The organism is Natronospira proteinivora (assembly GCF_024170465.1).
Taxonomy (GTDB): Bacteria; Pseudomonadota; Gammaproteobacteria; order Natronospirales; family Natronospiraceae; genus Natronospira; species Natronospira proteinivora.
In genome coordinates this window covers 238,666-261,628 of sequence record NZ_JALJYF010000002.1, presented here as the reverse complement: position 1 = coordinate 261,628, position 22,963 = coordinate 238,666, and the positions used below count along the sequence as shown (strand labels likewise).

At 61.9% G+C, this 22,963-nt stretch carries 19 protein-coding genes; 11 read left to right on the top strand and 8 right to left on the bottom strand.

Annotation, left to right across the window (positions count from 1 at the left end):
- Nucleotides 1-136 precede the first annotated feature (136 nt).
- Genes J2T60_RS08475 through J2T60_RS08460 form a run of 4 tightly spaced genes read right to left on the bottom strand, consistent with a single transcriptional unit; the run spans nucleotide 137 to nucleotide 8,130 of the window.
- Nucleotides 137-694, bottom strand: a complete 558-nt coding sequence (locus J2T60_RS08475) for a hypothetical protein (protein ID WP_253448365.1) — start codon at nucleotides 692-694, stop codon at nucleotides 137-139.
- Nucleotides 691-3,798 (bottom strand): efflux RND transporter permease subunit, encoded by a 3,108-nt coding sequence (locus J2T60_RS08470; RefSeq protein WP_253448362.1) that lies wholly within the window; start codon nucleotides 3,796-3,798, stop codon nucleotides 691-693. Before J2T60_RS08470 ends, J2T60_RS08475 begins: the two co-directional genes overlap by 4 nt.
- Nucleotides 3,795-7,019 carry an efflux RND transporter permease subunit gene (locus tag J2T60_RS08465; protein ID WP_253448359.1) on the bottom strand — a complete coding sequence of 1,075 codons (3,225 nt, stop codon included), beginning with the start codon at nucleotides 7,017-7,019 and terminating at the stop codon, nucleotides 3,795-3,797. Before J2T60_RS08465 ends, J2T60_RS08470 begins: the two co-directional genes overlap by 4 nt.
- A gap of 25 nt (nucleotides 7,020-7,044) precedes the next feature.
- The gene (locus J2T60_RS08460; protein WP_253448356.1) at nucleotides 7,045-8,130 is read right to left on the bottom strand and encodes an efflux RND transporter periplasmic adaptor subunit; all 1,086 of its coding nucleotides are present in this window, start codon (nucleotides 8,128-8,130) and stop codon (nucleotides 7,045-7,047) included.
- 263 nt (nucleotides 8,131-8,393) lie between these two features.
- Between J2T60_RS08460 and J2T60_RS08455 the strand changes: the two genes are divergently transcribed.
- Genes J2T60_RS08455 through J2T60_RS08445 form a run of 3 tightly spaced genes read left to right on the top strand, consistent with a single transcriptional unit; the run spans nucleotide 8,394 to nucleotide 11,237 of the window.
- Nucleotides 8,394-9,716 carry a dipeptidase gene (locus tag J2T60_RS08455; protein WP_253448353.1) on the top strand — a complete coding sequence of 441 codons (1,323 nt, stop codon included), beginning with the start codon at nucleotides 8,394-8,396 and terminating at the stop codon, nucleotides 9,714-9,716.
- 12 nt (nucleotides 9,717-9,728) lie between these two features.
- On the top strand, nucleotides 9,729-10,265 hold the full coding sequence (locus tag J2T60_RS08450) for a hypothetical protein (protein ID WP_253448350.1): 537 nt from the start codon (nucleotides 9,729-9,731) through the stop codon (nucleotides 10,263-10,265).
- A gap of 15 nt (nucleotides 10,266-10,280) precedes the next feature.
- Entirely contained in the window at nucleotides 10,281-11,237 is a 957-nt protein-coding gene (locus J2T60_RS08445) for an SDR family NAD(P)-dependent oxidoreductase (protein WP_253448347.1), read from the top strand.
- Nucleotides 11,238-11,253: 16 nt separating this feature from the next.
- Here J2T60_RS08445 and mnmM read toward each other — a convergent pair whose 3' ends face one another.
- Nucleotides 11,254-11,811 carry a tRNA 5-(aminomethyl)-2-thiouridylate-methyltransferase MnmM gene (mnmM, locus tag J2T60_RS08440; protein WP_253448344.1) on the bottom strand — a complete coding sequence of 186 codons (558 nt, stop codon included), beginning with the start codon at nucleotides 11,809-11,811 and terminating at the stop codon, nucleotides 11,254-11,256.
- Entirely contained in the window at nucleotides 11,811-12,902 is a 1,092-nt protein-coding gene (locus tag J2T60_RS08435; protein WP_253448341.1) for an NAD(P)/FAD-dependent oxidoreductase, read from the bottom strand. The genes mnmM and J2T60_RS08435 overlap by 1 nt, the downstream gene beginning before the upstream one ends.
- A gap of 87 nt (nucleotides 12,903-12,989) precedes the next feature.
- Here J2T60_RS08435 and J2T60_RS08430 point away from each other — a divergent pair, with 87 nt between their 5' ends.
- The 3 genes from J2T60_RS08430 (at nucleotide 12,990) to J2T60_RS08420 (ending at nucleotide 16,860) form a co-directional block, all read left to right on the top strand.
- Nucleotides 12,990-15,374 (top strand): Lon protease family protein, encoded by a 2,385-nt coding sequence (locus J2T60_RS08430; protein WP_253448338.1) that lies wholly within the window; start codon nucleotides 12,990-12,992, stop codon nucleotides 15,372-15,374.
- The gene (locus J2T60_RS08425; RefSeq protein ID WP_253448335.1) at nucleotides 15,367-15,840 is read left to right on the top strand and encodes an LEA/WHy family protein; all 474 of its coding nucleotides are present in this window, start codon (nucleotides 15,367-15,369) and stop codon (nucleotides 15,838-15,840) included. The genes J2T60_RS08430 and J2T60_RS08425 overlap by 8 nt, the downstream gene beginning before the upstream one ends.
- A gap of 75 nt (nucleotides 15,841-15,915) precedes the next feature.
- Entirely contained in the window at nucleotides 15,916-16,860 is a 945-nt protein-coding gene (locus tag J2T60_RS08420) for a sensor domain-containing diguanylate cyclase (protein ID WP_253448332.1), read from the top strand.
- 28 nt (nucleotides 16,861-16,888) lie between these two features.
- Here J2T60_RS08420 and J2T60_RS08415 read toward each other — a convergent pair whose 3' ends face one another.
- Together J2T60_RS08415 and J2T60_RS08410 are read right to left on the bottom strand one after the other, a co-directional pair.
- Nucleotides 16,889-17,950 carry a mandelate racemase/muconate lactonizing enzyme family protein gene (locus J2T60_RS08415; RefSeq protein WP_253448328.1) on the bottom strand — a complete coding sequence of 354 codons (1,062 nt, stop codon included), beginning with the start codon at nucleotides 17,948-17,950 and terminating at the stop codon, nucleotides 16,889-16,891.
- Nucleotides 17,951-17,952: 2 nt separating this feature from the next.
- Nucleotides 17,953-19,011, bottom strand: a complete 1,059-nt coding sequence (locus J2T60_RS08410; RefSeq protein WP_253448325.1) for an N-acetyltransferase DgcN family protein — start codon at nucleotides 19,009-19,011, stop codon at nucleotides 17,953-17,955.
- Nucleotides 19,012-19,164: 153 nt separating this feature from the next.
- Here J2T60_RS08410 and nadD point away from each other — a divergent pair, with 153 nt between their 5' ends.
- From nadD to rng, 5 genes are all read left to right on the top strand, one after another.
- Entirely contained in the window at nucleotides 19,165-19,863 is a 699-nt protein-coding gene (gene nadD, locus J2T60_RS08405; RefSeq protein ID WP_253448322.1) for a nicotinate-nucleotide adenylyltransferase, read from the top strand.
- A gap of 5 nt (nucleotides 19,864-19,868) precedes the next feature.
- A complete protein-coding gene (gene rsfS, locus J2T60_RS08400; protein ID WP_253448320.1) occupies nucleotides 19,869-20,267 on the top strand; it encodes a ribosome silencing factor in 399 nt (132 codons plus the stop codon).
- 5 nt (nucleotides 20,268-20,272) lie between these two features.
- Nucleotides 20,273-20,743: a 23S rRNA (pseudouridine(1915)-N(3))-methyltransferase RlmH gene (rlmH, locus tag J2T60_RS08395; RefSeq protein ID WP_253448317.1), complete on the top strand. Its 471-nt coding sequence runs from the start codon at nucleotides 20,273-20,275 to the stop codon at nucleotides 20,741-20,743.
- An 11-nt stretch (nucleotides 20,744-20,754) separates the two neighbouring features.
- Entirely contained in the window at nucleotides 20,755-21,336 is a 582-nt protein-coding gene (locus tag J2T60_RS08390) for a Maf family protein (protein WP_253448314.1), read from the top strand.
- A gap of 143 nt (nucleotides 21,337-21,479) precedes the next feature.
- Nucleotides 21,480-22,949 (top strand): ribonuclease G, encoded by a 1,470-nt coding sequence (rng, locus tag J2T60_RS08385; RefSeq protein ID WP_253448311.1) that lies wholly within the window; start codon nucleotides 21,480-21,482, stop codon nucleotides 22,947-22,949.
- Nucleotides 22,950-22,963: the final 14 nt, after the last annotated feature.

Below are 22,963 nucleotides of genomic sequence, written 5' to 3'. Positions count from 1 at the left end.
GAATGAGTGACAAGCAACCCAGTAACAAGCAGCTGTTCATCCGTCTTGGCATTCTGATTGGCATCCTTGCCATTCTGCTGACCACCTCACTGGTCATTCCCAGATTGGAATGAGGCCGTGATCGTGTGCCCGGGTCTTAGTCAGACCGGCAAGGTCCGTAGTCGTTATCCAGATGTTCCAGGGCTTGGTCCGAGATCCGTTTCATGGCCTCGTCCAGGTTCTGATTGGGCAGGCCAAGCCATTGCAGTAGGTCCGGCAATACGAGGAACCAGCGGCCGAATACTGTCTCCGCCGAGGCATCGGCACGAATATCCAGGCGGCTGCCACCGTTTTCCAGGGCCTGCATTCGGACTTTCACCGGCATGCTGAAACGGCCTTCCTGGGCCACTTCATAGTGGACGAAACTCTCCATCCGGCTGTCGGTGACATCCACCCTCAGCCAACGCTCCCCATCTCGCCATCGGACGCCGTCATCCAGAATACTCACTTCATCCATGCTGTCCGGGAAGAACCAGGCCGCCAGGGCCTCCGGCTCCCGGAAGCTGGGGTAGACCCGCTCCAGGGGGTGGCAACTTTCTTCCATGGCCTCGCCGACTCGGCTATCCGGTAGCACGGCCCCCACAATCAGAAACAAACCCGCCAAGACCATGATGACAACGGCAACCGTTGCCAAGGCCTTCTGAAGAATGCTCATATTTTTTCCCGTTGCAATGGAGAACCCCCATCATAGTGCATGCCTGTTTTGGCTGTGGGTAGTCCCACCACGCGTCCGGCTCGCTGCCATTGACGGCGAGCCCGGACCCCGAGCCGGTCCAGCAGAATGTATAGAGACGGCAGCAGGAAGAGGCTGACCACGGTGGAAAAGGCCAGTCCACCGATCACCGCCCGGGCCATGGGTTGGTAGGAGGGACCGTCACCGGCCAGGGAGGCATCCCCCAGGGCCAGGGGCAGCAGGGCCAGAATGGTGGTGGCCACCGTCATCAGAATGGGCCGGAAACGGTGCAGGCTGCCATGATAGAGGGCATCGTACATATTAAGGCCCTGCCAGCGTAAGTGATTCACGTGGTTGACCAGCACGATGCCGTTGTTCACCACCACCCCCATGAGAATCAGAATCCCGATCATGGCCATGAAGGTGAAGCTGGTGCCGGTGAACAGGAAGAACCAGTAAACCCCCGTGATGGAAAAGGCGATGGCACTGAGTATGGCCAGGGGCTTGAGCAGGGCCTCGAACAAGGCCGCCATGACGATGTAGATCAGGAAAATGGACAGCATGATGTTCTGAAGCATGCGCTGCATGGATTCCTGGTCTTGTTCAAAGCCCCGGCCGAAACTCCAGCGGTAGCCCGCCGGCAGGGTGACATCGGCCATGGCACTGCGGATTTGGCTTTGGGCCTGGCTGGTATTGGTATCCGCCGCCAGATCAAACTCGATATCCACCGCCGTGCGCCGGTCGCGCCGCTGAATGGCGGCGGCCTGCTCGGCGATCTCGAGATCGGCCAGGCTGTCCAGCCGCACCCGTTCGCCATTGGCCATGGAAATGGTCATGCCCGCCAGCTGCTCCAATGAGCGCCGTTCCGCCTCCCGATAGATGACCCGCAGTTCGGTATCGTCCACGTCACCTCGGAGGGGGCGCAGGCCCTGCCCCTGCAACGCCAGGGAGACGGAGGTCGCGATCTCCCGGGGCCGGATGTCGAACTGTTCGCTGGCATCCCGGCGAACCCGGACTTGCAGCTCCTGAGCCCGGCTCTCAATCACCGGCCGTGCCCGGGTGATGCCTTCCAGCAGGCTAAGTTGCTCGGCCAGCTCCCGGGCCATGGGCAGCATTTCTTCATAGCGTTCCCCCTCGATCCGCAAATTGAGGGTTTCGGTACTGCCGCTGCGCTGCCAATCGAAACTGGGATTGCCGATGACGATGTCGGGCAGGTTCTCCATGACCCGTTCCCGAACCTGGGCAGCGGTCAATTGGGCGTCATCCCCCGTGTTGAGGATCAGGGCGGATTGAGCGCGGCCACTTTCATAAAAGGAATAGACCGAGTCCAGATCGAAATCGTCCTGGTTGGCGTAAAGATATGCCTCAATGGTGTCCACGGCTTCCCGCATATCACTCAAGGGATGGCTGCCGTCCACGTGATAACTGAGCCAGAGGGTACGGCTGTCCTGCTGGGGGAACATCTCCGACTCCACCAGGTTGGTCGGAATCAGGATCGAGGCCATGGCCAGAACCCCGAACAGCAGCGTGAGCCGGGGGCGGTTAAGACTCCATTGCAGCCCGCGGCCGTAGATCCGGGCCAGGCCGGCCACCGGATTGGGCCGGTTTTCCGCTGCCTGATCCGCCGATACCCGGGACAGCAGCAAGGGGATCAACGTGAGTGAAATCAGCAATGAGGCGATCAGGGTGACCACGATGGCGGCCGCCACGTGCTGCAGGAAGACGGTGATATCGTCCTGGCCCCCGAATACCAGGGGCAGGAAAACGATAATGGTGGTCAGGGTGCCGGCGAATACCGCCACCCCCACTTCCTTGCTGCCCCGCAGGCTGGCGGACAGGGGGTTGCGATGCTTCTCCTGGCGGTGGCGGAAGATGTTTTCACTGACCACCACGGCATTGTCCACCAGCATGCCCACGGCCAGCATCAGCCCCATCATGGACAGAATGTTGAGGGACAGCCCCAGCAGATACATCACCGCCAGACTGGTGGCCATGGCGGCGGGGATGGTGGCCACCACAATCAACGTGGTGCGGAAGGAACGCAGGAAGAACCAGAGCACGGCCAGGGCCAGCAGGGCACCGATGAAGCCGGCCAGCAGCAACTGCTTGAGGGATTCGGTTACCGCCGCCGATTCGTCGTTCATCTCGAAGATGCGGATGCCGGAGAACTGCGGATCCTGCCGGATGTCATCCAGCTCGGCCTTCACCCGGTCGGCCACCGCCACTAGATTGGCCCCGGATTCCCGCAGGATATTCAGTCCCACCGAGGGCTCGCGGTCCAGCAGGCGAACCAGGCGCAGGGGCGGGGTGGTCTCGTGGATGTCGGCCACGTCATTCAGTCGTACCCCATTGCCCAGGGGTAGCTGGGCCAGCTCTTCGGTGCTGTGAAACTCGGCATCCGGGCGTACCCGTAAACGGCGAGGTGATACGTCCAGCATGCCCCCGCTGACCGTCTGGTGATTGCGGTCGATGGTGTTGGCCACGTCTTGGCCGCTGAGGCCGAAGGCCGCCAAACGGTCCGGGTCCAGCTGGATTTCGATTTGCGGTTGCTGGATGCCGTAGAGCTGAACCTGGGAGACCCCCTCGATTCTTTCCAGCCGGGCCCGCAGGTGCCGATCCAGCAGGCTGTACTCCCGGGACAGGTCCCGGTCCGAGGACAGGCGCAGGGTGAGCATGGGATTGTCGGAGGTGGAGCCGGTAAAGACCCGGACACGCTGGACGCTATCCGGCAATTCATGCCGTATGGCGTCGATGCGGGCCTGGACCTCCAGGTTGCGGGGGCCCATTTCATCCCCCCACTGGAAGAAGATGCGGACCTGTCCCTGGTCCGGGTTGGCCGTCCCTTCAAGGCGATCGATACCTTTTAGAGTGGCCACCGATTCCTCGATTGGACGCAAGACTTCCCGTTCCAGCTCTTCCGGGCCCATGCCGGGGGCTTCGACCTGGACAAAGACACCCGGGAAGTCCAGGTCCGGCAACAGGGCCAGCGGCAGCATCCGGGCGGCGGCGAGACCGGCCACCAGCACGGACGCACAGAGCATGAAAGTCGTGACCGGTCGACTCAGTGCCAGGCGAGTCAAATTCATGCCGAGGCCTCCTGGGCCCGGCGACGGGCCGCCAGCCAGTACTCCACGCGTTCATAGCTCACCGGGATCAGGATCAGCGTGAGCAGGGTGCCCACCAATAGGCCGCCAATGACGGTAATGGCCATGGGTGCCCGCAGCTCACCCCCTTCGCCCAGGCCCAGGGCCATGGGCAACAGGCCCAGCAGGGTCGTGAGCATGGTCATGAGGATGGGGCGAAGCCGGGTTTGGCCCGCCTCGGTCACCGCTTCCCGCAAGCCCAGGCCATCGGCCCGATTGCGGTTGATACGATCCACCAGGACGATGGCATTGTTGACGATAATCCCGCCCAGCATCATCAGGCCGATGAAGACCACCACGCTGATGGTGGACCCGGTGACCCAAAGTCCCAGGATGGCACCGGCCAGGGCGATGGGGACGGTGAACAGGATGATGAAGGGGTGCAGCAGCGATTCGAACTGCGAGGCCATCACCAGATAGACCAGGAAGATGGACAGCAGCAAGGCCATCTGCATGGCCGAGAAGGCCGCTTCCATTTCGTCGCTTTGGCCCGAGACTTGTGCCGTGACACCGCCCGGCAGCTCCAGGCCGTCGGCCAGCTCGGCCAGGCCCCGGCTGGCCCTGCCGGTGTCGCCACCAGCCGGGGTTGCCGAGATCACCGCCACCCGTTGCTGACTGTGGCGGCGGACTTCCACCGGCCCGGTTTCAATGCGGATGTCGGCCACCGCTTCCAGGGGCAGGCTGCGCTCGTCCCCCGGATTGATGGGCAAGGCCCTGAGGGCTTCCAGGGAACACCGGGTTTCCTCGCGGCCCCGCACCAGGATGTCCAGTTCCCGTTCCGGCAGAGAGTAGCGGCTGCTGGTTTGGCCGCGCACATGATCCGCCACCCGGCGGGCCACGGTGCCGGCGTCCAGGCCCAGGCTGGCCAACTGGTCGCGATCAAAGCGAATGCGGACCTCCGGATAGCCTTCCGCCATGGAGGAGCGGACATCCCGGAAACGTCCGTCCTGCCGGATGGCCGCAAAGGCCTGATCCGAGGCGGCCTGTAGCGCCTCCAGGCTGTCCGAGCGCAAGGTCAATTCCAGCGGTTGCTCAAAGCGCATGATGGCGGGTGCCTCAATCCGGTGACGGATGTCGTCGCGGCCTTCCAGAGCAGCGCGCAAGACATCGGCGGTGGCCGCTTCCGCAGCCTCGCCCAGCCCGGGATTCAAGCGCACCGTCAACTGACCATGGTTTTCACCGGCATCGCCGGGGGCGGCGTCCAGGCGATTGCCGGTGCCGGCCACCGAGGCGGTCACCGCGATTCGCGGATCGCCGTCCAGCCGCTCCCGCAGGGATTGCAATGTTTCGTCGGTACGCTCCAGGTCGGTGCCCGGCGGCAGCTCGATCACCATGTCGTATTCGCCCTGGCTGACCTCCGGGATCAGCTCGGTGCCCATGCGGGGCAGCACGGCCAGCGCCAGGGCCACCACCGCCAGGGTAATCAGCCAGACCTTGCCGGCATTGCCCAGTGACCAGGCCAGTATTGATGGGTAGGCTCGGTCGACCCGGTTCCAGACTGCATTGAAGCCCTTGCGCAGGGGCCAAAGAAGACCGTACATGCCGCTGGCAATGGCCCGGGCCGCGCCCCGCATCAGGAGCATCAGGGTGAGGAAAAAACCGCTCACCAGCCGGCCCGGCAGCCGGCGCAGCCAGCCGCGCCGGTCCTCGGCATTGAGGGCCGGATCATCACTGCCGTCCGGGCGTTGGCCGGGCACTGACAGCATGGGGATCACCGCCAGGGCGATCAGCAGGGCCAACAGCAGGGAGAAGGTAATGGTCAGGGCCTGGTCGCCAAACAATTGGCCGGCCAGGCCTTCCACGAAGATCAGGGGCAGAAAGACTGCAATGGTGGTCAGGGTGGAAGCGGTGATCGCGCCGCCCACTTCGGAGGTGCCGCGACGGGCGGCGGTGAGGGCATCATCCCCCGCTTCCCGACGCCGGGCAATGCTTTCCAGCACCACGATGGCACTGTCCACCAGCAGGCCCACGGCCAGGGCAATCCCGCCCAGGGACATGACATTCAGACTCAGTCCCGTGCCGTGCATCAACAGGAAAGTGCCGATCACCGACAGGGGGATGGAGACGCCGATAATGAAGGTGGGCCGGGCACTGCCGAGAAAGAGATACAGCATCAGGGCCGCCAGCAGGCCCCCGATCAAACCGGCCGAGACCACCTCTCGAACGGCCTGGCGAATGAACTGGGATTGATCGGCGATCACCGCCACATCCATGCCCGATGGCAGTTCACCTTTGACTGAATCCAGCCGCTGGCGCAGCAGTTCCGCCACGCGAACGGTATTGGCATCCCCTTCCCGGTAGATACCCACTTCCACCGCTTCTTCCCCATTGAGGCGGGTGATGGCTTCCCGGTCCCGATGCCCCATGCGGACGTCCGCAATCTCGCTCAGGCGCAGAATATTGCCCTCCAGGCGACCCACCACGGTCTGCTCGATATCATCCAGGTTTTCGAAGCGGTTCATGGTCCGCACCAGCAGTTCCCGGGAACCCTCGTAGAGACTGCCGCCGGAGACATTGACGTTCTCCGCTTCCAGGCGATCGCGGATATCCTCGATTTGAAGGCCCAGGGCCGCCATGCGGTCATCGTCCACCAGCACCTGGACTTCATTGTCCAGACCCCCGGAGACGCGAACGGCGGCCACGCCCTCCACGGTTTCCAGATCCCGGGCCAGCTGGTCTTCGGCATAGCGACGCAGGCGTTCCAGGTTGCCATTTTCACCATCCCCCAGGCTGAGCCTCAGGATGGGGTCCGTGGAGGGATCAAAGCGCAATAACAAGGGACGTTCGGCTTCCAGGGGTAGGGTGATGCGGTCCAGCTTCTCCCGCACCTCCACCACGGCGGTATCCATGCCGGTGCCCCAAGCGAATTCCAGGGTGACATCGGATTGTCCGGCCTGGGAGACCGAGGTGACGCGGCGTACGCCACTGACGGTGGCCAGCACTTCCTCCACCGGCCGGGTCAGCAGGTACTCAATCTCCTGGGGGGCGCCGCCCGGGAGCTCAGTGCGTACGGTCAGGCTGGGATAGCTCATCTCCGGCAGCAGGTTCACCGCCAGACGGGATTGGGCCACCAAGCCGAAGACCACGACCCCCAGGGCAATCATGGCGATGGTGACTCGCCGCCGGGTTGCCAGATCCACTATGCCAAGCGTCTTGCGTCGCATGATCGATTCCTAGTCGCTATTCGGGTTAACCGTGCTGGTTGTCGGCCAGCTGCTCGCTGCGTTCCTGACCATTGATCCGGACCTTGGCCCCGTCCCGCAGGGTGGCATGGCCCAGGGTGATGACCGGCAGTTGCTCGGACAGGCCTTCGGTGATCTCTACCCAGCCATCCGAGCTTTGCCCGGTGGTGACGGTACGGCGTTTGGCCACGCCGTCTTCCACCACGAACAGGCTGGTGCGGCCGTTTTCGAAGGTCAGGGCCTGGCGGGGCACCATCAGGGCGTTGTCGCGGGTTTCATAGAGAATACGAACCCGGGCAAAGGCGCCGGGGCGCAGCAGGCCGTCACTGTCTTGGACACGCACGGTGGTCTTCACCGTGCCCGAGTCTGCGTTGACGATCGGGCTGATACGCGCGATCTGGCCGGTGTGAATTTGATCCGGCGCCGCGTCCGTGCGGATTTCCACCAGCTGATCCACGGCCAGTCGGCCAAGCAGGCGCTCGGGGACGTGTACTTCCGCTTCCAGCTGCTGGGTATTGGTGACCCGAAACACGGTGTCGCCGGGGCTGACGTTATCGCCCCGGCGGATATGGCGCTCAGAGACCACCCCGTCCACGGGTGCCTTGATCCGGGTTTCGGTCAGTTCCACCTCGGCCAGGGCCAGGCCGGCCCGCTGGGCTTCCACTTCATAGCGCAGTTGTTCCACTGCATCGGCGCTGACCAAAGACTCTTCCAGCATCCGCTTGTGCCGGGTCAAATCCTGCTCCAGGCCCGAGAGATTGGCGCGATGCTGTTCCACTTCCAGGCGTCGCCGGCGGTCGTCCAGCACGGCCAGGATGTCGCCTTCCTCGACCATGTCGCCTTCCTCGACCCGCAGTTCCCGGACCAGGCCTTCGGCACGGGCCAGGACCCGGGCATCGGAAATGGCTTGCAGGGTGGCGGTGGCCCGGTGATTGGCGCTGACCTGCTCCCGGCGCGGCTCCTCCACCCGCACCGTGGTCAGGGTCTCACTGTCTTCGTCATTCTGTTCACCGGCATGGTCCTCCTGGCAGGCAGCCAGAGCACCCAGGGCCAGCATGAGGAGTACTGCTTGAGGAAATTTTGCCCAATTCATCGTCCTTCTCCTGCCACGTTTGTGACTTACCGTATAGGTGATGTAGCCAAGTATAACAGTAAATTTCTTCGCTGCAAGTAACAGATGGATCATTTTCTCCGCTGCTTGGAATCCGGCCAGGGGGAGCGGTTTCCGTGGGGTTCGGTGACTGTGGGCGCGGGGTGGAAGGAATATAGGGGCTGTGAGTGGAATTGCCAGTTTTTTCATTCGGTCCTTGAATGGCATAGAATCATGCCATTCCGAGAACTGAAATGGAGTGATTCATGCGCCGTATTCATTGGTGTGTACTGAGCTTGCTGCTGCTGATTGCGGCCCCGGTCCTGGCATTGCAGCCGGAAGAAGGCGAGCCGCCGCAGGAAGCGGAGACCGTTGAGAACGAGACGGAAGAAACCGAAGAACTGACTGATCGGGAGCGCGCCATTCGCATTCTCGAATCGGTGCCCCTGATTGATGGCCATAATGATGTGCCCTGGCAGTACCGCCAGCGGGTGGACAATCGCTTGGCGGAGATCGATTTGGCCGAGGATACCACCGAGCTTGATCCTCCCATGCATACCGATCTGAACCGCTTGCGGGAAGGTCGCGTGGGCGGGCAGTTCTGGTCGGTCTATGTGTCGCCCAGTCTCGAGGGGGCGGAGGCCACCAAGGCGCAGTTGGAGCAAATCGATATTGCCCGGCGTCTGATCGCCAGCCACGCCGATCTGTCCTATGTCACCACGGCCGATGAGCTGGAAGAGGCGTTTGAAGAGGGACATATCGCCTCCCTGCTGGGCATGGAGGGCGGCCATGTGCTGGATAACAGCCTGGCGACCCTGCGGACCTTTTACGCCTTGGGTGCTCGTTACATGACCCTGACCCACTGGCAGAATACGGATTGGGCGGATGCGGCCACGGATGATCCCGAGCACGGGGGCCTCACCGGTTTTGGCCAAGCGGTCATTGAAGAGATGAATCGGATCGGCATGCTGGTGGATCTGTCCCATGTGGCACCGTCCACCATGCATGATGTGCTGGACGTTACCGAAACTCCGGTGATCTTCTCTCATTCCTCGGCCATGGGTGTTACTCCCCATCCCCGCAATGTGCCGGATGATGTCCTGGACCGGCTGCCGGAGAATGGTGGCATCGTGATGGTGACCTTCGTGCCTTCCTTCGTCAGTGAAGCCGTTCGCCAGCACGGGGCCAACCGTGCGGCGGAGCAGGCCCGGCTGGAGTCCCTGCATATTGGCGACCCCGAGGCGGTGGAGGCCGGCATGGAGGCTTGGGATGAAGACAACCCCACGCCCGGGGCCACCCTGAGCGATGTAGCGGACCATATCGATTACATCCGTGACCGCATCGGGGTGGAGTACATCGGCATCGGCGGTGACTATGACGGCATTACCACCGTGCCGGAAGGCCTGGAAGATGTGTCGACGTATCCGGATCTGTTTGCCGAGCTGATTCGGCGAGGCTATGAGCGGGAAGAACTGGAAAAGATTGCAGGCCAAAACCTCTTGCGGGTGTTCCGGGCCAATGAGGCCTACAAGGAATCCGAGCAGGGCACAACTCGTCCCCTGGATGTCCGTATCGACGATTTCGAATAAAGGAGTCTGTTCATGAGATTGGGGGCGATCGGGATTTTCCTGGGCCTGCTGTTGGCGCTGGTATTGGTGATGACGGCCTTTTTACCCCGCCAGGTGGAGCGTAGCGGCGAGGTGCTGCTTTGCGTGGAGAGGGAAACTGCCTTTCCCCTGTTTAATGAAATCGCCCAGGTGGCCAGCTGGTCCAGCCTGATCGGCGGCGTGCCGGATGAACAGCGTCGGCTCGAGGGTGAGTCCGGTGAAGGGGCGGTGGCCGTGCTGGAGGATGAAGATGCGCGCTGGGTCCGGCTTGAGATCGTGGAGAGTCGCCCATTGGAAGCCGTGCATTATCGCTTTATGACCCACCAGGACCAGAATGCCCGGGCCCGGGTTGAGCTGGATGAGCAGACCGAGGGGAGCCATGTAACCTTGACCCTGAATGTGGACTTTCAGAGCTTCATGGGGCGTTGGGCAATTATCTTCATTCGTGGTGCCCTGGATGATGTGATCCGGGAAGAACTATCTGGCGTCCGCGGTTATCTGGATGAGCGGGACCAGGGCTGCGATACCTGAATCGGGAGAAACAGAATGTCTGATCACCATCATGAGAAGGGCCTGGAACACCATTGGAAAGCAGCGCTGTCCGGCGCGGATGGTGAAGACGAGGCCGTGGACACCGGCCGGCGTCGTTTTCTGGGCAGCAGTGTGGCGGGCCTGGCGGGTGTCGGCCTGGGCGGTGCCGGCCTGGCGGGGCTGGCGGGTACCTCACGAGCCGGTGAGGGTCAGTCCGGGAAACGCTATCAGGATAAGGTGGTCCTGATTACCGGCGCCACCTCCGGGATCGGTGAGGCCACGGCCCATGCTTATGCCCAGGCCGGCGCCCGGGTCTATTTCTGTGGTCGACGCGAGGAACGGGGAGAGGCGGTTGAGGCTGCTATCCGTGATGACGGCGGAAAGGCCTGGTTTATCCAGGCCGATGTGCGTGAGGCGTCCCAGGTCCGGGACCTGGTCAAGCAATGTGTGGACGCCGAAGGTCGCCTGGATATCGCTTTCAATAATGCCGGTATTGAAGGCCCCCGGGGTGGACTGGATGAGATCGATCTGAGCGGCGACGGCAGCTATCAGGATGTGATGAAAACCAATGTGGATGGCGTCCTGTTTGGCATGCGCTACGAGATTCCGGTGATGCGGGAACAGGGTAGCGGGGTCATTGTGAATACCGGTTCCATGTTGTCCCACCGTGGTTCCAGCTTTGCTGGCGCCTATGCTGCCTCCAAGCATGCGGTGATCGGTCTGACCCGTTCTGCGGCTAGCCGGGAGGCCGGCGACGGGGTGCGGGTGATCAGCGTCTCCCCCGGGGGTGTCGAAACGGATCTGCTGAAGCGTTTCATGGGGGGCAGTCTGGAAGGCGCGGGCGAAAACAGCCCCATGGGCCGGATTGCCCAGCCCTCGGAAGTGGCGGATGTGGTACTTAACCTCACCGCGCCCGAAGCTCTGTTCCTCAACGGCGATGACGTGAAAATTGATGGTGCTTCATCGGCCTGAGGTTGTCGCCCCGCTGTCAGGGATGGATATGCATGAGGATCGGGGCGTGGTCGGGGCGTTCGCCCACTGGTGGTAGTGACCAGCGGCATTCCTCGGCCTTCAGCCAGTCGAGAATGGCCTGGTACTCTTCCTGTCCGCCCGGGTGACCTCGGTAGACCATCAGGCTGATCAGTCCGTCTTCGGCCAATTGGGACAGGGCCGCTGACAAGGCTTCCAGGGTGGTGTCCGCCCGGGTGATCAGCTGCTGGTCGCCGCCGGGCAAGTAGCCCAGATTGAACATCACCACCTTGAGGCGGCCCTGCATTTCAGTGGGCAGGATATCCGTCAGTCGTTCATGGCCTGTCTGAATCAGACTGACCCGATTATCCAGTCCGGCCTGGCGGAGTCGTCCGCCCGCCACCCGGATGGCGGCTTCCTGGATGTCCAGCCCCAGCACATGACCGGACTCGCCCACCTGCCCAGCCAGAAACAGTGTGTCGTGGCCGTTGCCAACCGTGGCATCCACCGCGTAATCCCCCGGGCGGAGCAGGGGTTCAAGGTGGTCATGGGCCAGTTGGGTCAGGGGTGGCTTCATCAGCTGTTCACCGCATTGCCTTTATCATGCCAGTAGCGGGCGTCCGCTGCCTGGGGCAGGGGCGTGCCCTTCTCCAGGTGGTCCGCCAGCAGGCGGGCGTAGTGGGGCGCCAGTAGGCTGCCCCGGGAACCCAGGCCGTTGAAAATAGCCAGTTGGGGATGATCCGGGTGCCGGCCCAGTACCGGATAGTGATCGGTCTTTCCCGGTCGAACCCCGGCTTGATGATCCAGCACGGTGACTTCCGGCGGATCCAGAAAGAGGCGGGAGAAGGCCTCCAGCAATGTCCGGCGGCCGGCTTCGGTGGGGCCCGGGTCCCGATTGTCCCGCTCATAGGTCGCGCCCAGGCGGTAGCGACCTTCCCCCAGGGGGATCAGCCATTTGCCAGCATTGATAATACCTTCGGGCAGTTCCCGCCGAATGCCGATGGTCAGGATCTCGCCTTTGGAAGGGCGGACTGGGGCCCAGTGAAACCAGGGGTTACCAAGTACCCGAAAGCCCTCGCAAAAGGTCACCTGGCGAGCCCGAATATGGCGGTAATGGACCATCCCTTCCCGCAGTTCCAGGGCGTTGTGGTCCAGCGGTTCTTCCATCAATCTGGCGGTATCCTGAAAGAACTGGCGCAGGCGGTCCAGCAGCCGGGCCAAATCCAGGCGAGCCCCGTGCAAACAGACGCTGCCCTTGGGGTCGGCCAGGCCATGTCCCATGGCGCCAGCTGCCTGTACCTCCCCAATATAAGGTTCATAGGCCGGGTCCTCGCGGCGCTTGTTCAGTTTGGCCCATTCCAGATCGTCTCCCAGCAAGCGCCAGATGGGGCACTCCTGATAGACGATAAGACGGAAGGCCTCTTCGATCTCTCCGTAGAGGTCCACTGCGCTGCCAATCAGGGATTCCAGTTCCGCCGGCTTGGTGAAGCGGCGACCGGTCAACGGGCTGACAATGCCACCGGCCACGCGGGAGGCGCCTGGGTCCGCGGGGCCCGGGGGCGGATCCACCACCAGGACCCGGCGTTTGCGTCGGATCAGCTCCCAGGCCAGCAGGCTGCCGGCCAGTCCCTGTCCGATGATCAGGTTGTCCACATGTTCCAGTCGCATGACTTGGATTGTATGTCAGCAACGGCCCTCAAGGCCAAGGGGCATGATATCTTGTGCCTTTATTCAGCAATCAAATTGGGAGACTTCATGCCCGTAAGCAAAGCGTTGCCGGTTCAGGCCCTCTATCACTTTTGCGACCCTGAGCAGTTCCGCTTCGAGAACACCGATGAGCTCAGGGACCCGGAAGGGGTGGTGGGTCAGCATCGGGCACTGGACGCCCTGGAGTTCGGCGCTGGCATCCAGAGTCGGGGATTCAACATCTTCGTACTCGGCCCCTACGGGGTGGGCAAGAAGACCGTGGTTCGAAAATTCCTGGAAGACAAGGCCCAAGCAGCCGTCGTGCCACCGGACTGGTGTCACGTGCACAATTTCGAGGACGCCAACAAGCCTCGTCTCCTGCGTCTGGAATCGGGTCAGGGTACTGCCTGCCGGCGGGACCTGGATCGCATGATTGAACGCCTGAAATCGTCGGTGCCGGCGGCCTTTGAAAGCGAGGATTACCAAGCCCGTTTGCAGGCCATCAAGCAGGACTTCCAGAAACGACAGCAGGAGTCGGTGAAGGAGATCGAGGACGAGGCCGAAGAATACGACATCGCCCTGATCCAGACTGCCTCGGAGATGTCTTTCGCCCCACGCAGCAAGGGGGAAGTGATGGAACCGGAGCAGTTCCACAGCCTGCCCAAAGCGGACCGGGAGACCATCGAGCAGCAGATCGAACATCTTCAGGAGCGGCTGCAGACCGTAGCCGGCCAGTTTCCCAAGTGGCGTACGGAAATGCAGGAACGGGTCCGGGAATTGAATGAAGACACCATCAGGACCTGTGCTGCCCCTGTGCTGGAGGAGCTCACCGAGCGCTATCCGGATCATGCCGGGCTGGCCGCCCATGCCCGGGGCATCAGCGATGACCTGGTGGAGCATCAGGCCCTGCTGGCGCGAGCTGCCGACGAGGAAGAAGGCGATCTGCTGGCCGCCCTGGACAATCTCTTTGCCCGCTACAAGGCCTTGGTGCTGGTGGATAACAGCGAGCAGCAAGGGGCGCCGGTGGTCTACCACGATTTTCCCACCCACCAGCACCTGATCGGGCGGGTGGAACACAAGGTTCGTCACGGTGCTCTGGTGACCGACTTCTCCCTGATTCGCCCGGGGGCCCTGCACCGAGCCAACGGTGGTTATTTGATTCTGGATGCGGAAAAGGTGCTGACCCAGCCCTTCGCCTGGGAGAGCCTCAAGCGGGCCCTGTATGCCCGGGAAGTGCGCATCGAGTCCCTGGAGCAGATGTACTCCTCGGTGAGTACCGTCTCTCTGGAACCGGAGGCCATGCCCCTGGACATCAAGGTCCTGCTGTTGGGGGACCGGAATATCTATTATCTATTGGCAGAACATGACCCGGAGTTTGCCGAACTGTTCAAGGTCCAGGCGGATTTCGAAGATGACCTGCCCCGGGGTAACAGCAATGACTCAGCCCACGCCCGATTGGTGGCATCCATTGCCCAGCGCGAGGGCTTGCTGCCCCTGAGTCGCGATGCGGTGGCCCGGGTGATCGAACATGGTAGTCGCCTGGCCGAGGACAGTGAACGCATGTCCGCCCATGCCGGGCGCCTGGCGGATCTGTTGCGGGAGTCGGATTACTGGGCCCGCAAGGATGAGCAGCCCCTGATTACACCCCAGGCCATTCAGGTCACCATTGATCAGCAAACCTATCGAGCTCGCCGGGTGGAAGAGAAAATGGATCGGGAAGTGGCCCGAGAGACGGTGCTGCTGGATATCCAGGGTAAGGCCGTGGGCCAGGTCAATGGCTTGACGGTCATGCAGCTGGGCAGCTTTGCCTTTGGTCGCCCGGTCCGGATTACCGCCACCACCCGTCTGGGGTCGGGGCAATTGGTGGATATCGAGCGGGAAGTGGAACTAGGCGGCCCCATACACTCCAAGGGGGTCTTGATTCTGAGTGGTTACCTGGGCGCCCATTACGCACGGGATTGCAGTCTCTCGGTCAACGCCAGCCTGGTATTTGAGCAGGCCTATGGAGAAATCGATGGTGATTCGGCCTCCCTGGCAGAGTTGTGTGCGCTTTTATCGGATCTGTCGGGTGTGGGGTTGCAGCAATCGCTGGCTATCACCGGCGCGGTGAACCAGAAGGGACAGGTTCAGGCCATTGGTGGCGTCAATGAAAAGGTGGAAGGTTTTTTCAAGGTTTGCCAGCTCAGGGGATTGAACGGCAAGCAGGGGGTGATTATTCCCCAGTCCAATGTGAGGGATCTGATGCTGGATTATCGGGTTCGGGAGGCGGTGGCCGCCGGCCAGTTCCATATCTACTCGGTGGCTACGGTCAACCAGGCCCTGTCCCTGTTGACCGGAAAACGGGCTGGTGAACGACGTCGGGATGGTAGTTATCCGCCCAGCACCGTCAACGGCAAGGTGGAGGCCACCCTGGTGCGTTACGCCAAGCTGAAAGAGGATGACGGCGATGAATAGCATTCGCTTTGCCATGCTGCCCTTGCTGGCCCTGATGGTATTGCTCACCGCCTGTGCCCATATGGAGCGGGTGGTCAAGGCGCCTGAGGTGGTGCTCAAGGAAATCCGTCTGGATGCCTTGTCCCTGCAACGGCAACGCTTTTCCGTGGACTTGCTTGTGAGTAACCCCAATGACTTTCGAATGAATATTCGGGAGCTGAGCTATCATCTGACATTGGAGGGCGTGGATCTCACCCGTGGGGTGTTTGACCAGGGACTGGATCTGGCCGCGGGGGCCTCGGATCAGGTGACGGTGGCTATCGAGACGGATCTGTTGCAAACCGGCCAGGGTCTGTTGAGCTGGTTTCGTGATCCCGGCGACACCATGGCCTACCGGGTGGAGGGCGTGGTTCGTCCCGCCCGGGTCTGGATGGGGGAAATCCCCTATCGTCACAGTGGCGAGGTGGACTTTCGAACGGCGCACTGAATTGTGTTATATAGCGAGGATTGTCCGTTGGGCAGGATATTCAGGGAAGAATCGAAAATGACAATGACCGGGACGATGAATAAAGAGAATTCGATATTGACTGAACTGGGCTCGGAACTGTTCACGGCCCTCTGGCGCGAGTACCCGGATAACCTCTTTCTGATTCGCGTGAGTCCAGCCTGTGAATTTTATGTGGAGGCGGTCAATCCCACCCTTCAGGATCGCTTTTCCGTTCCGGATGGCGCACTCAATGGCCGTCTCATTGATGATATCCATCCGCCGGAGGTCAGCAAGGATATAAAGGCCCATTATCGGGATTGCCTGCTGGCGGGACGGGCCATTCAGTATGAAGAGGTCAGTCGTTCTCCGGTGGCCGAGGGGGAGGTCTTTGAGACCATCCTGATGCCTATTCATGATGCCGCGGGCGATATCCGCCACATATTGGGTATCTCCCGGGCGATCACGCGCCTGCGTCGGGCGGAACAGGCCCTGCGGCAAAGCAACCAGGATCTCGAGGCTCGGCTGGAACGTCGACAAAACGAGATCCGCCAATTGCGCGAGCAATTGCAGCGGGCTGCCATTCATGATGGCCTGACCGGCTGTTACCGGCGGGATTTGTTCATGGAGATCGGTGCCCGGGAATTGCGCCGTAGGGTGAGTGAGGACGAAGGCCAGACCGTGATGGTAGTAGTGATGGACGGGGTGGAGGACATGAAGGTGCAACTGGGTGTGCCTGCCAGTGATGCCATGGTCAGTACGGCCGCCCGTCTCTTCCAGGAGTTTCTCGAGCCCATGGAGCTGCTGGCCCATGAGGGAGAGGGTGTCTTCCTGTTGCTGCTGCACCGTCCCTTCGAACAGGCACAGCACTTACGTGATCAGCTGCTTGACGGCCTGTCCGAATTGCAGCCGGAATGGCGGGGACGGACCGTTGCCCTCACGGCTCGCACCGGCATGGTGGAAGTGGATGCGGGTGGGCGCAACAGCCTGGAAGAACTGGTGGAGCAGGCCAAAACCGTTTGAGCGCAGTTGCGATACATCCAGCGGTCCATTAGTCCAGGTAGACGCCCAGGCCGGCATCTGTCCCGGGTTTGAGTATTCCCTGATCCAGGGTGAAGCCCCCTCGGGCCGGGTCCTTGGCCAGATCCAGATGGCCGTCCAGATCCAGGTATCGGGTATTGGGTGCCGCCATGGCCGCATGCAGGGCAGCAGCGATGCTGATCCGCGATTCATCCATGCAGCCCCACATCAAATCTATGCCGGCCAGTTCCGCGATCTCGCCGATTCGTCGGGCCGGCCCCAGGCCGCCGCATTTCATCAGCTTGATATTGAAGATGCCGCAGGCCCGGGGTGGTGCCGCCAGTTGCAATGCATCATTGGGGCTGAGCAGGCTTTCATCGGCGGCCAGCTGATCCTGAACGGAGCGAGGCAGTGCGCGCATGTTACTGGACACCGGCAGGGGCTGTTCCACGAATTCCAGATTGCAATCCTCGGTTTGTCGCAGAAAATGCAGCAGCGCCGATTCATCGTAGCCCTGGTTGGGGTCCACCCGGATATGAATCTGGTCACCATAGCGTTGACGCAGTGCCTGCAGTCGGGCGATATCCGCTTCCACATCCTGGCCGGTCTTGACCTTTAGATAGCGAAAGCCCCGCTCGAAATATTCTTGTGCCTCTTCCAGTGTCTCTTCCAGGGACATGATCCCAATGGTGATGGAGGTGGGCAGCGCTTGTTGACACTGGCCCAGAAGGCGCACCAGGGGGATGTCCAGCTGTCGCGCCAGAAGGTCGTGCAAGGCCATGTCGATGGCGGCGCGTGCCGCCGGCGTATCGGGCAGGTGGCCGGCCAGTTCCCGGAGCAGCCGGGGCAGCTCCCGCACATCCGCGCCTTGCAGCCAATCCAGGCCCGCCACATCCAGGGCGGCCACGCAGTCATCCAGGGTCTCGCCGGTGACATGATGTTCCGGGGCGGCACAGCCCAGCCCCGCTTCACCATGTTCGGGAATCAGGCGGACGAAGACATTGCCCACCGAATCGGTGCGTCGAAAAGCAATCTCATAGGGGCGTGTCAGCGGGATGTCCTCCCGCCAGGTTTCGATTTGGGCAATGCGCATGATCAGGCCTTCTTGAGTAGGGGCATGAGGGTATCCAGCAGGGGATCCACGGACTCACCCAGGGGGCAGACCACCGGTAGGCCCAGGCTGACTTCAAGGGTGGCCTTTGCCTTGGCCACCACCGGATCATCGGGCTTGCCGTAGAGACTGACCCCCAGGGTGGGTACGCCGTAATGTTGGATCAGGGCAATTTCATCGGCCACCGAGGGCAGGGCGTAACCGCCTGCTTCCAAACCATCAAAATATTCGCGATGGGGATCGTGCTGAAGGATTACGCCCTGGGCGGCACCGGACAGCAGAAACTCCGCCCCGCAGGGGCCGCTGGGATTGCGCAGAGAGGATTGTCCTTCCAGCAGCATGATGTCCGGCGCGGCCTCCTCATGGCAGCGCACAATGGCATGCTCCAGCTCCCCGCTGACATAATCATTGGGGGTGGCGTCGAAAATAAAGCCGAAACGACCCCCTTGCAGCCAGCCGGTCTGGCCGGTGTAGATCATCTCTGCTGACTGGCCCCGTTCCCGCAGCCCCCGGGTCAGGATCCGGGCCGTGGTGCGCTTGCCGATGGCGCAGTCCATGCCCAGCACTGCCACCCGGGGCGTGGTGACACGGCGGATTCCACCCGTCCAGAAATGCAGCTCATGAGTGGGGGGCGGGCGGCGCAGGTCCACGATGCGAACCCCGTTCTCGCGAGCAGCTTCGGCAAGCTGGGGGTCTTCATTGGCGCAATCGTGCAGACCATTGACCAGGTTCAATCGTGAATGCAGAGCGCCCAGGGCCGCCTGGCGCAGCTCATCATTGAAGCGCCCGCCGTGGGGTGCCACGCCCAGCACGCACCAGGTGGGGGGATTGTCCGCCGCATCCAGCGCTTCGGGCACCGAGGCTACCACCGGGATGCCCCGTTCTTCGCCGTCCAGCAAGATCCCGGCGTCTTGGCCGGCCGAATCGGGATCAACCACCGCCTGGACCCGAAAGCGCTCACTGCCTCGGACCAAGCCGTGGGCCACCTTGCCGTTGGCGGTTTGAAAGGCCCCATTGGCCAGGACAATCGCGTCTTCCCGCATGCTGCTGCCTCCGTTGATTTAGGCGCCCATTTTACAAGGGCCGGCGCTGTTGTCATCTGTGCGGCAAAGGGTGACTCCGGGCCGTATTTGCGAGAAAATGGGGACCATGGAAATCATATCGGCAGTACAGTTCGGGGACCCGGGCGGGGTTTGATGAAAACACACGCACCGGCCCCCATCGGTCTTTTCGGTGGGACATTCGATCCCATCCACCACGGTCATCTGCGCCCGGCCCTGGAGTTGCTGGAAATTCTGGCACTGCGGGAGGTGCGCCTATTGCCCTGTGCCGACCCGCCCCATCGGGGTGCGCCCATGGCACCGGGTCCCTTTCGGCTGGAGATGGCCCAGGCGGCAGTCCACGATCAGCCCGGGCTGGTCGTGGATGATCGGGAAATGCGTCGGGAAGGGCCGTCCTTTACCCTGGATACTCTGCAGTCCTTCCGGGATGAATACGGGCTCGAGCAACCCTTGTGCCTGATCCTGGGCAGCGATGCTTTCATGGGCCTGCCGTCCTGGGATCGCTGGGAGGGCTTGCTGGATCTTGCTCACATCGTGGTGGCCCATCGTCCCGGCTGGCAGCTTGAACCGGAACCGGTGCTCGCCCGTCTCATGCGGGAGCGGGGGACCGGACGCATGGAGGATCTGCATCAGGTCCCGGCCGGTCGGGTATTCAGTCAGCAGGTCACCCAACTGGAGATCTCCTCGACCACCATTCGGGAAATCCTGGACCGGGGCGGGTCGGTGCGTTATCTCAGTCCCGACCCGGTGGTCCGGATGATCGAAGGCAGCCCTTATTATGCGCGCCATCCGGTGCGGTCAATGGCCCGCGTCACGCGGGAAGGAGGAAACTGAGCCCCATGCAAGGTGAAGCGCTCAACCATTGGATTGTGGACAAACTGGACGACATGAAGGCGCGGGATATTACCGTGCTGGATGTTCGCAGTGTTACGCCGATTTTCGATACCGTGATCATTGCCTCGGGCACCTCCAGCCGACATGTCTCCTCGGTGGCTGAATACCTGGTTCAGGCGGTGAAAAAAGCCGGCCTGCAACCGGCCGGTGTGGAAGGGAGTAGTGATTCCGACTGGGTGCTGGTGGATATGGGGGAAGCCGTGGTTCATGTCATGCATCCTGATAGCCGGGCCTTCTATAACCTGGAAAAGCTCTGGAGTCTGGATGACCAGGATGAGTCCGGCCGCGAAAACCGGGCCCGGGTGGCGGCCGGTGGCCGGCCCCCGTCCATGTCGGGCGACTGAGGGCCATGCGCCTGAGGCTTCTGGCGGTGGGTCAACGCTTGCCCGCCTGGATCAATGACGGCTTCTCCGAATACGCCCGCCGTCTCCCCCATGAATGCCGCCTGACGTTGCAGGAGATTCAGCCGGCCAAGCGCAACAGTGGCCGTACCGCCGACCGTCTCAAGGCGGAAGAGGGCGAGCGTATCCTCAAGGCCTTGGGCAACGACGAGGCTCTGATTGCCTTGGATGTAGGCGGCAAGTCCCCCACCACGGAAAAATTGGCGGACTGGCTGGGAGACTGGCTGATGGAAGGCCGGGATGTGAGTTTTACCGTGGGTGGGGCGGATGGCTTGTCCCCCGAAGTGCTGGCCCGGGCGGATCGTCGCTGGAGCCTCTCCCCTCTGACCTTGCCCCATGGGCTGGTGCGCGTGATCCTGGCCGAGCAGCTATATCGGGCCTGGTCGATTCGCAGCGGCCATCCCTATCACCGAGCTTGACGGACAAGGCCATGCCTCAACCCGCCCTCATACTGGCCTCCCAATCCCCCCGCCGCCGCGAGCTGCTGGCCCAGATCGGCCTGGATTTCACCGTCCAGCCGGCGCATATCGATGAATCCCATCACTCTGGAGAAAGCCCGGCTGATTTCGTCGAGCGCATGGCCCTGGAGAAAGCGCTTGCGGTGGCTGCCGATTTGCCCGAAGAGGCTGTCGTGATCGGTTCCGATACCGTCGTGGTCGTGGACGACTGGATCATGGGAAAGCCGCGGGACCGGGCTCATGCCCTGAGCATGTTGTCGGCTCTGTCGGGTCGCAGCCATCGGGTGCTGTCCTCGGTTGCGGTGGTAGGCGGCAACCGACAAGCGGTGGCCATGAGCGACAACCGGGTCCATTTCCGTGCCATCACCGAGGCGGAGATGACGGCCTACTGGAACAGCGGAGAGCCGGTTGACAAGGCGGGGGGCTATGCCATTCAGGGCAAGGGCGCTGTGTTTGTGGAAAAGATGCACGGCAGCTACTCAGCCGTTATGGGTTTGCCCTTGTTCGAAACGGCAAAGTTACTGGCCGCTTACCGGATCACTCCCTGGCCTTAGTGCCGGGTTGCCAATTGCTTCCCCGCTGAGCTTGCCTGATCCGGTGAAGCCGGTGAATGGTAATGGGAAATCCCGGCTGGTTTCCCGTGTAGCGGGCCTGCCTATGGCAAAATGGGCTTTTCGGCACCCCAGGCCAACACTTCATGAGCGAAGAGATTCTTGTCAATGTGACACCCCGGGAGACCCGGGTTGCCCTGCTGGAGAATGGCGTCCTCCAGGAGGTCATGATCGAGCGTTCCAACAGCCGGGGCTTGGTGGGCAACCTCTACAAGGGTCGCGTGTCCCGGGTCCTGCCGGGCATGCAGGCGGCTTTCATTGATATCGGTCTGGATCGAACCGCCTTTTTACATGCCTCGGATATTGCCCGTTCCGCCCATACCGAGAGTGAAACCCCCTCGGCCAGCCCGGCCAATATCCGGGATCTGGTTCAGGAAGGCCGGGAGATTCTCGTCCAGGTCTTAAAGGACCCCCTGGGAACCAAGGGCGCACGGTTGACGACCCACATCAGTATTCCTTCCCGGTATCTGGTCTATCTCCCGGGTGGCACCGGTGTTGGCCTGTCCACTCGTATTGAGAATGAGTTGGAACGGGCTCGGCTCCAGGGGGCACTGAGCCAGTTCATGGAGTCGGAATCCCCGGGTGGATACATCGTGCGAACCGCCGGGGAAGATGCCTCGGTGGATGCCCTGCGGGCGGACATGTTGTTCCTTAGCCGTCTATGGGAATCCATTTCCGTCAGTTCGGCCCAGGCCAAACCGGGTGATTTGATTCACGAGGACCTGCCTTTGCCGGTCCGAATACTCCGGGACATGATGAGTCAGGGCGTGGAACAGGTACGGGTGGATTTCGAGGCCACATTCCAGCGGATGAAGGATTTTGCCGAGCACTTCATTCCCGAATTGAGTCCCCGGGTCCAGCATTACACCGGGCGGCGCCCAATTTTTGATCTCTATGGCGTGGATGATGAGATCAATCGTGCCCTGGAACGGCGGGTCAATCTCAAGTCCGGTGGTTATCTCATTATCGACCAGACCGAAGCCATGACCACAGTGGATGTGAATACCGGCGGCTTTGTGGGCAGCCGCAATCTGGAAGAAACCGCCCTCAAGACCAATCTGGAAGCGGCCCGCGCCATTGCCCGCCAGCTCAGGCTGCGCAACCTGGGCGGCATTATCATCATCGATTTCATCGACATGGATGATGAAGAGCACAAACGGCTGGTGCTCACCGCCCTGGAACGGGCCCTGGCCCAGGATCCGGCCAAGAATCAGGTCTGCGAAGTCTCAGCCCTGGGCCTGGTGGAAATGACTCGCAAACGTACGCGCGAAAGCCTGGAGCATGTGCTGTGTGAAGCCTGTCCAACCTGTGAGGGCCGTGGCTCGCTGAAGACTGCGGAAACGGTCTGTTTCGATGTGTTTCGCGAGATTCTGCGGGAAGCGGGTCAATACGAGGTTCAGGAGCTGCTGGTGATTGCCTCCCAGCCGGTGGTGGATGTGTTGCTGGATGAGGAGTCCGCCAGCCTGGCGGAAGTGGAGGAAATGGTGGGCAAGCCCATTCGCCTGCAGGTGGAGACGCAGTACTCCCAGGAGCAATTTGATGTGGTACCGACCTAATTGTCTGTCGGGAT

Excerpts from the sequence above, each read along its gene's own strand:
- J2T60_RS08435 (WP_253448341.1), bottom strand. The coding sequence starts at position 12,902 with ATGCGACTGGAACATGTGGACAACCTGATCATCGGACAGGGACTGGCC.
- rng (WP_253448311.1), top strand. The coding sequence starts at position 21,480 with ATGAGCGAAGAGATTCTTGTCAATGTGACACCCCGGGAGACCCGGGTT.
- J2T60_RS08415 (WP_253448328.1), bottom strand. The coding sequence starts at position 17,950 with ATGCGCATTGCCCAAATCGAAACCTGGCGGGAGGACATCCCGCTGACA.
- J2T60_RS08470 (WP_253448362.1), bottom strand. The coding sequence starts at position 3,798 with ATGAATTTGACTCGCCTGGCACTGAGTCGACCGGTCACGACTTTCATG.
- mnmM (WP_253448344.1), bottom strand. The coding sequence starts at position 11,811 with ATGAAGCCACCCCTGACCCAACTGGCCCATGACCACCTTGAACCCCTG.
- J2T60_RS08450 (WP_253448350.1), top strand. The coding sequence starts at position 9,729 with ATGAGATTGGGGGCGATCGGGATTTTCCTGGGCCTGCTGTTGGCGCTG.
- J2T60_RS08430 (WP_253448338.1), top strand. The coding sequence starts at position 12,990 with ATGCCCGTAAGCAAAGCGTTGCCGGTTCAGGCCCTCTATCACTTTTGC.
- J2T60_RS08420 (WP_253448332.1), top strand. The coding sequence starts at position 15,916 with ATGAATAAAGAGAATTCGATATTGACTGAACTGGGCTCGGAACTGTTC.
- J2T60_RS08445 (WP_253448347.1), top strand. The coding sequence starts at position 10,281 with ATGTCTGATCACCATCATGAGAAGGGCCTGGAACACCATTGGAAAGCA.
- J2T60_RS08465 (WP_253448359.1), bottom strand. The coding sequence starts at position 7,019 with ATGCGACGCAAGACGCTTGGCATAGTGGATCTGGCAACCCGGCGGCGA.
- J2T60_RS08410 (WP_253448325.1), bottom strand. The coding sequence starts at position 19,011 with ATGCGGGAAGACGCGATTGTCCTGGCCAATGGGGCCTTTCAAACCGCC.
- J2T60_RS08475 (WP_253448365.1), bottom strand. The coding sequence starts at position 694 with ATGAGCATTCTTCAGAAGGCCTTGGCAACGGTTGCCGTTGTCATCATG.
- rsfS (WP_253448320.1), top strand. The coding sequence starts at position 19,869 with ATGCAAGGTGAAGCGCTCAACCATTGGATTGTGGACAAACTGGACGAC.
- J2T60_RS08455 (WP_253448353.1), top strand. The coding sequence starts at position 8,394 with ATGCGCCGTATTCATTGGTGTGTACTGAGCTTGCTGCTGCTGATTGCG.
- rlmH (WP_253448317.1), top strand. The coding sequence starts at position 20,273 with ATGCGCCTGAGGCTTCTGGCGGTGGGTCAACGCTTGCCCGCCTGGATC.
- J2T60_RS08390 (WP_253448314.1), top strand. The coding sequence starts at position 20,755 with ATGCCTCAACCCGCCCTCATACTGGCCTCCCAATCCCCCCGCCGCCGC.
- J2T60_RS08460 (WP_253448356.1), bottom strand. The coding sequence starts at position 8,130 with ATGAATTGGGCAAAATTTCCTCAAGCAGTACTCCTCATGCTGGCCCTG.
- nadD (WP_253448322.1), top strand. The coding sequence starts at position 19,165 with ATGAAAACACACGCACCGGCCCCCATCGGTCTTTTCGGTGGGACATTC.
- J2T60_RS08425 (WP_253448335.1), top strand. The coding sequence starts at position 15,367 with ATGAATAGCATTCGCTTTGCCATGCTGCCCTTGCTGGCCCTGATGGTA.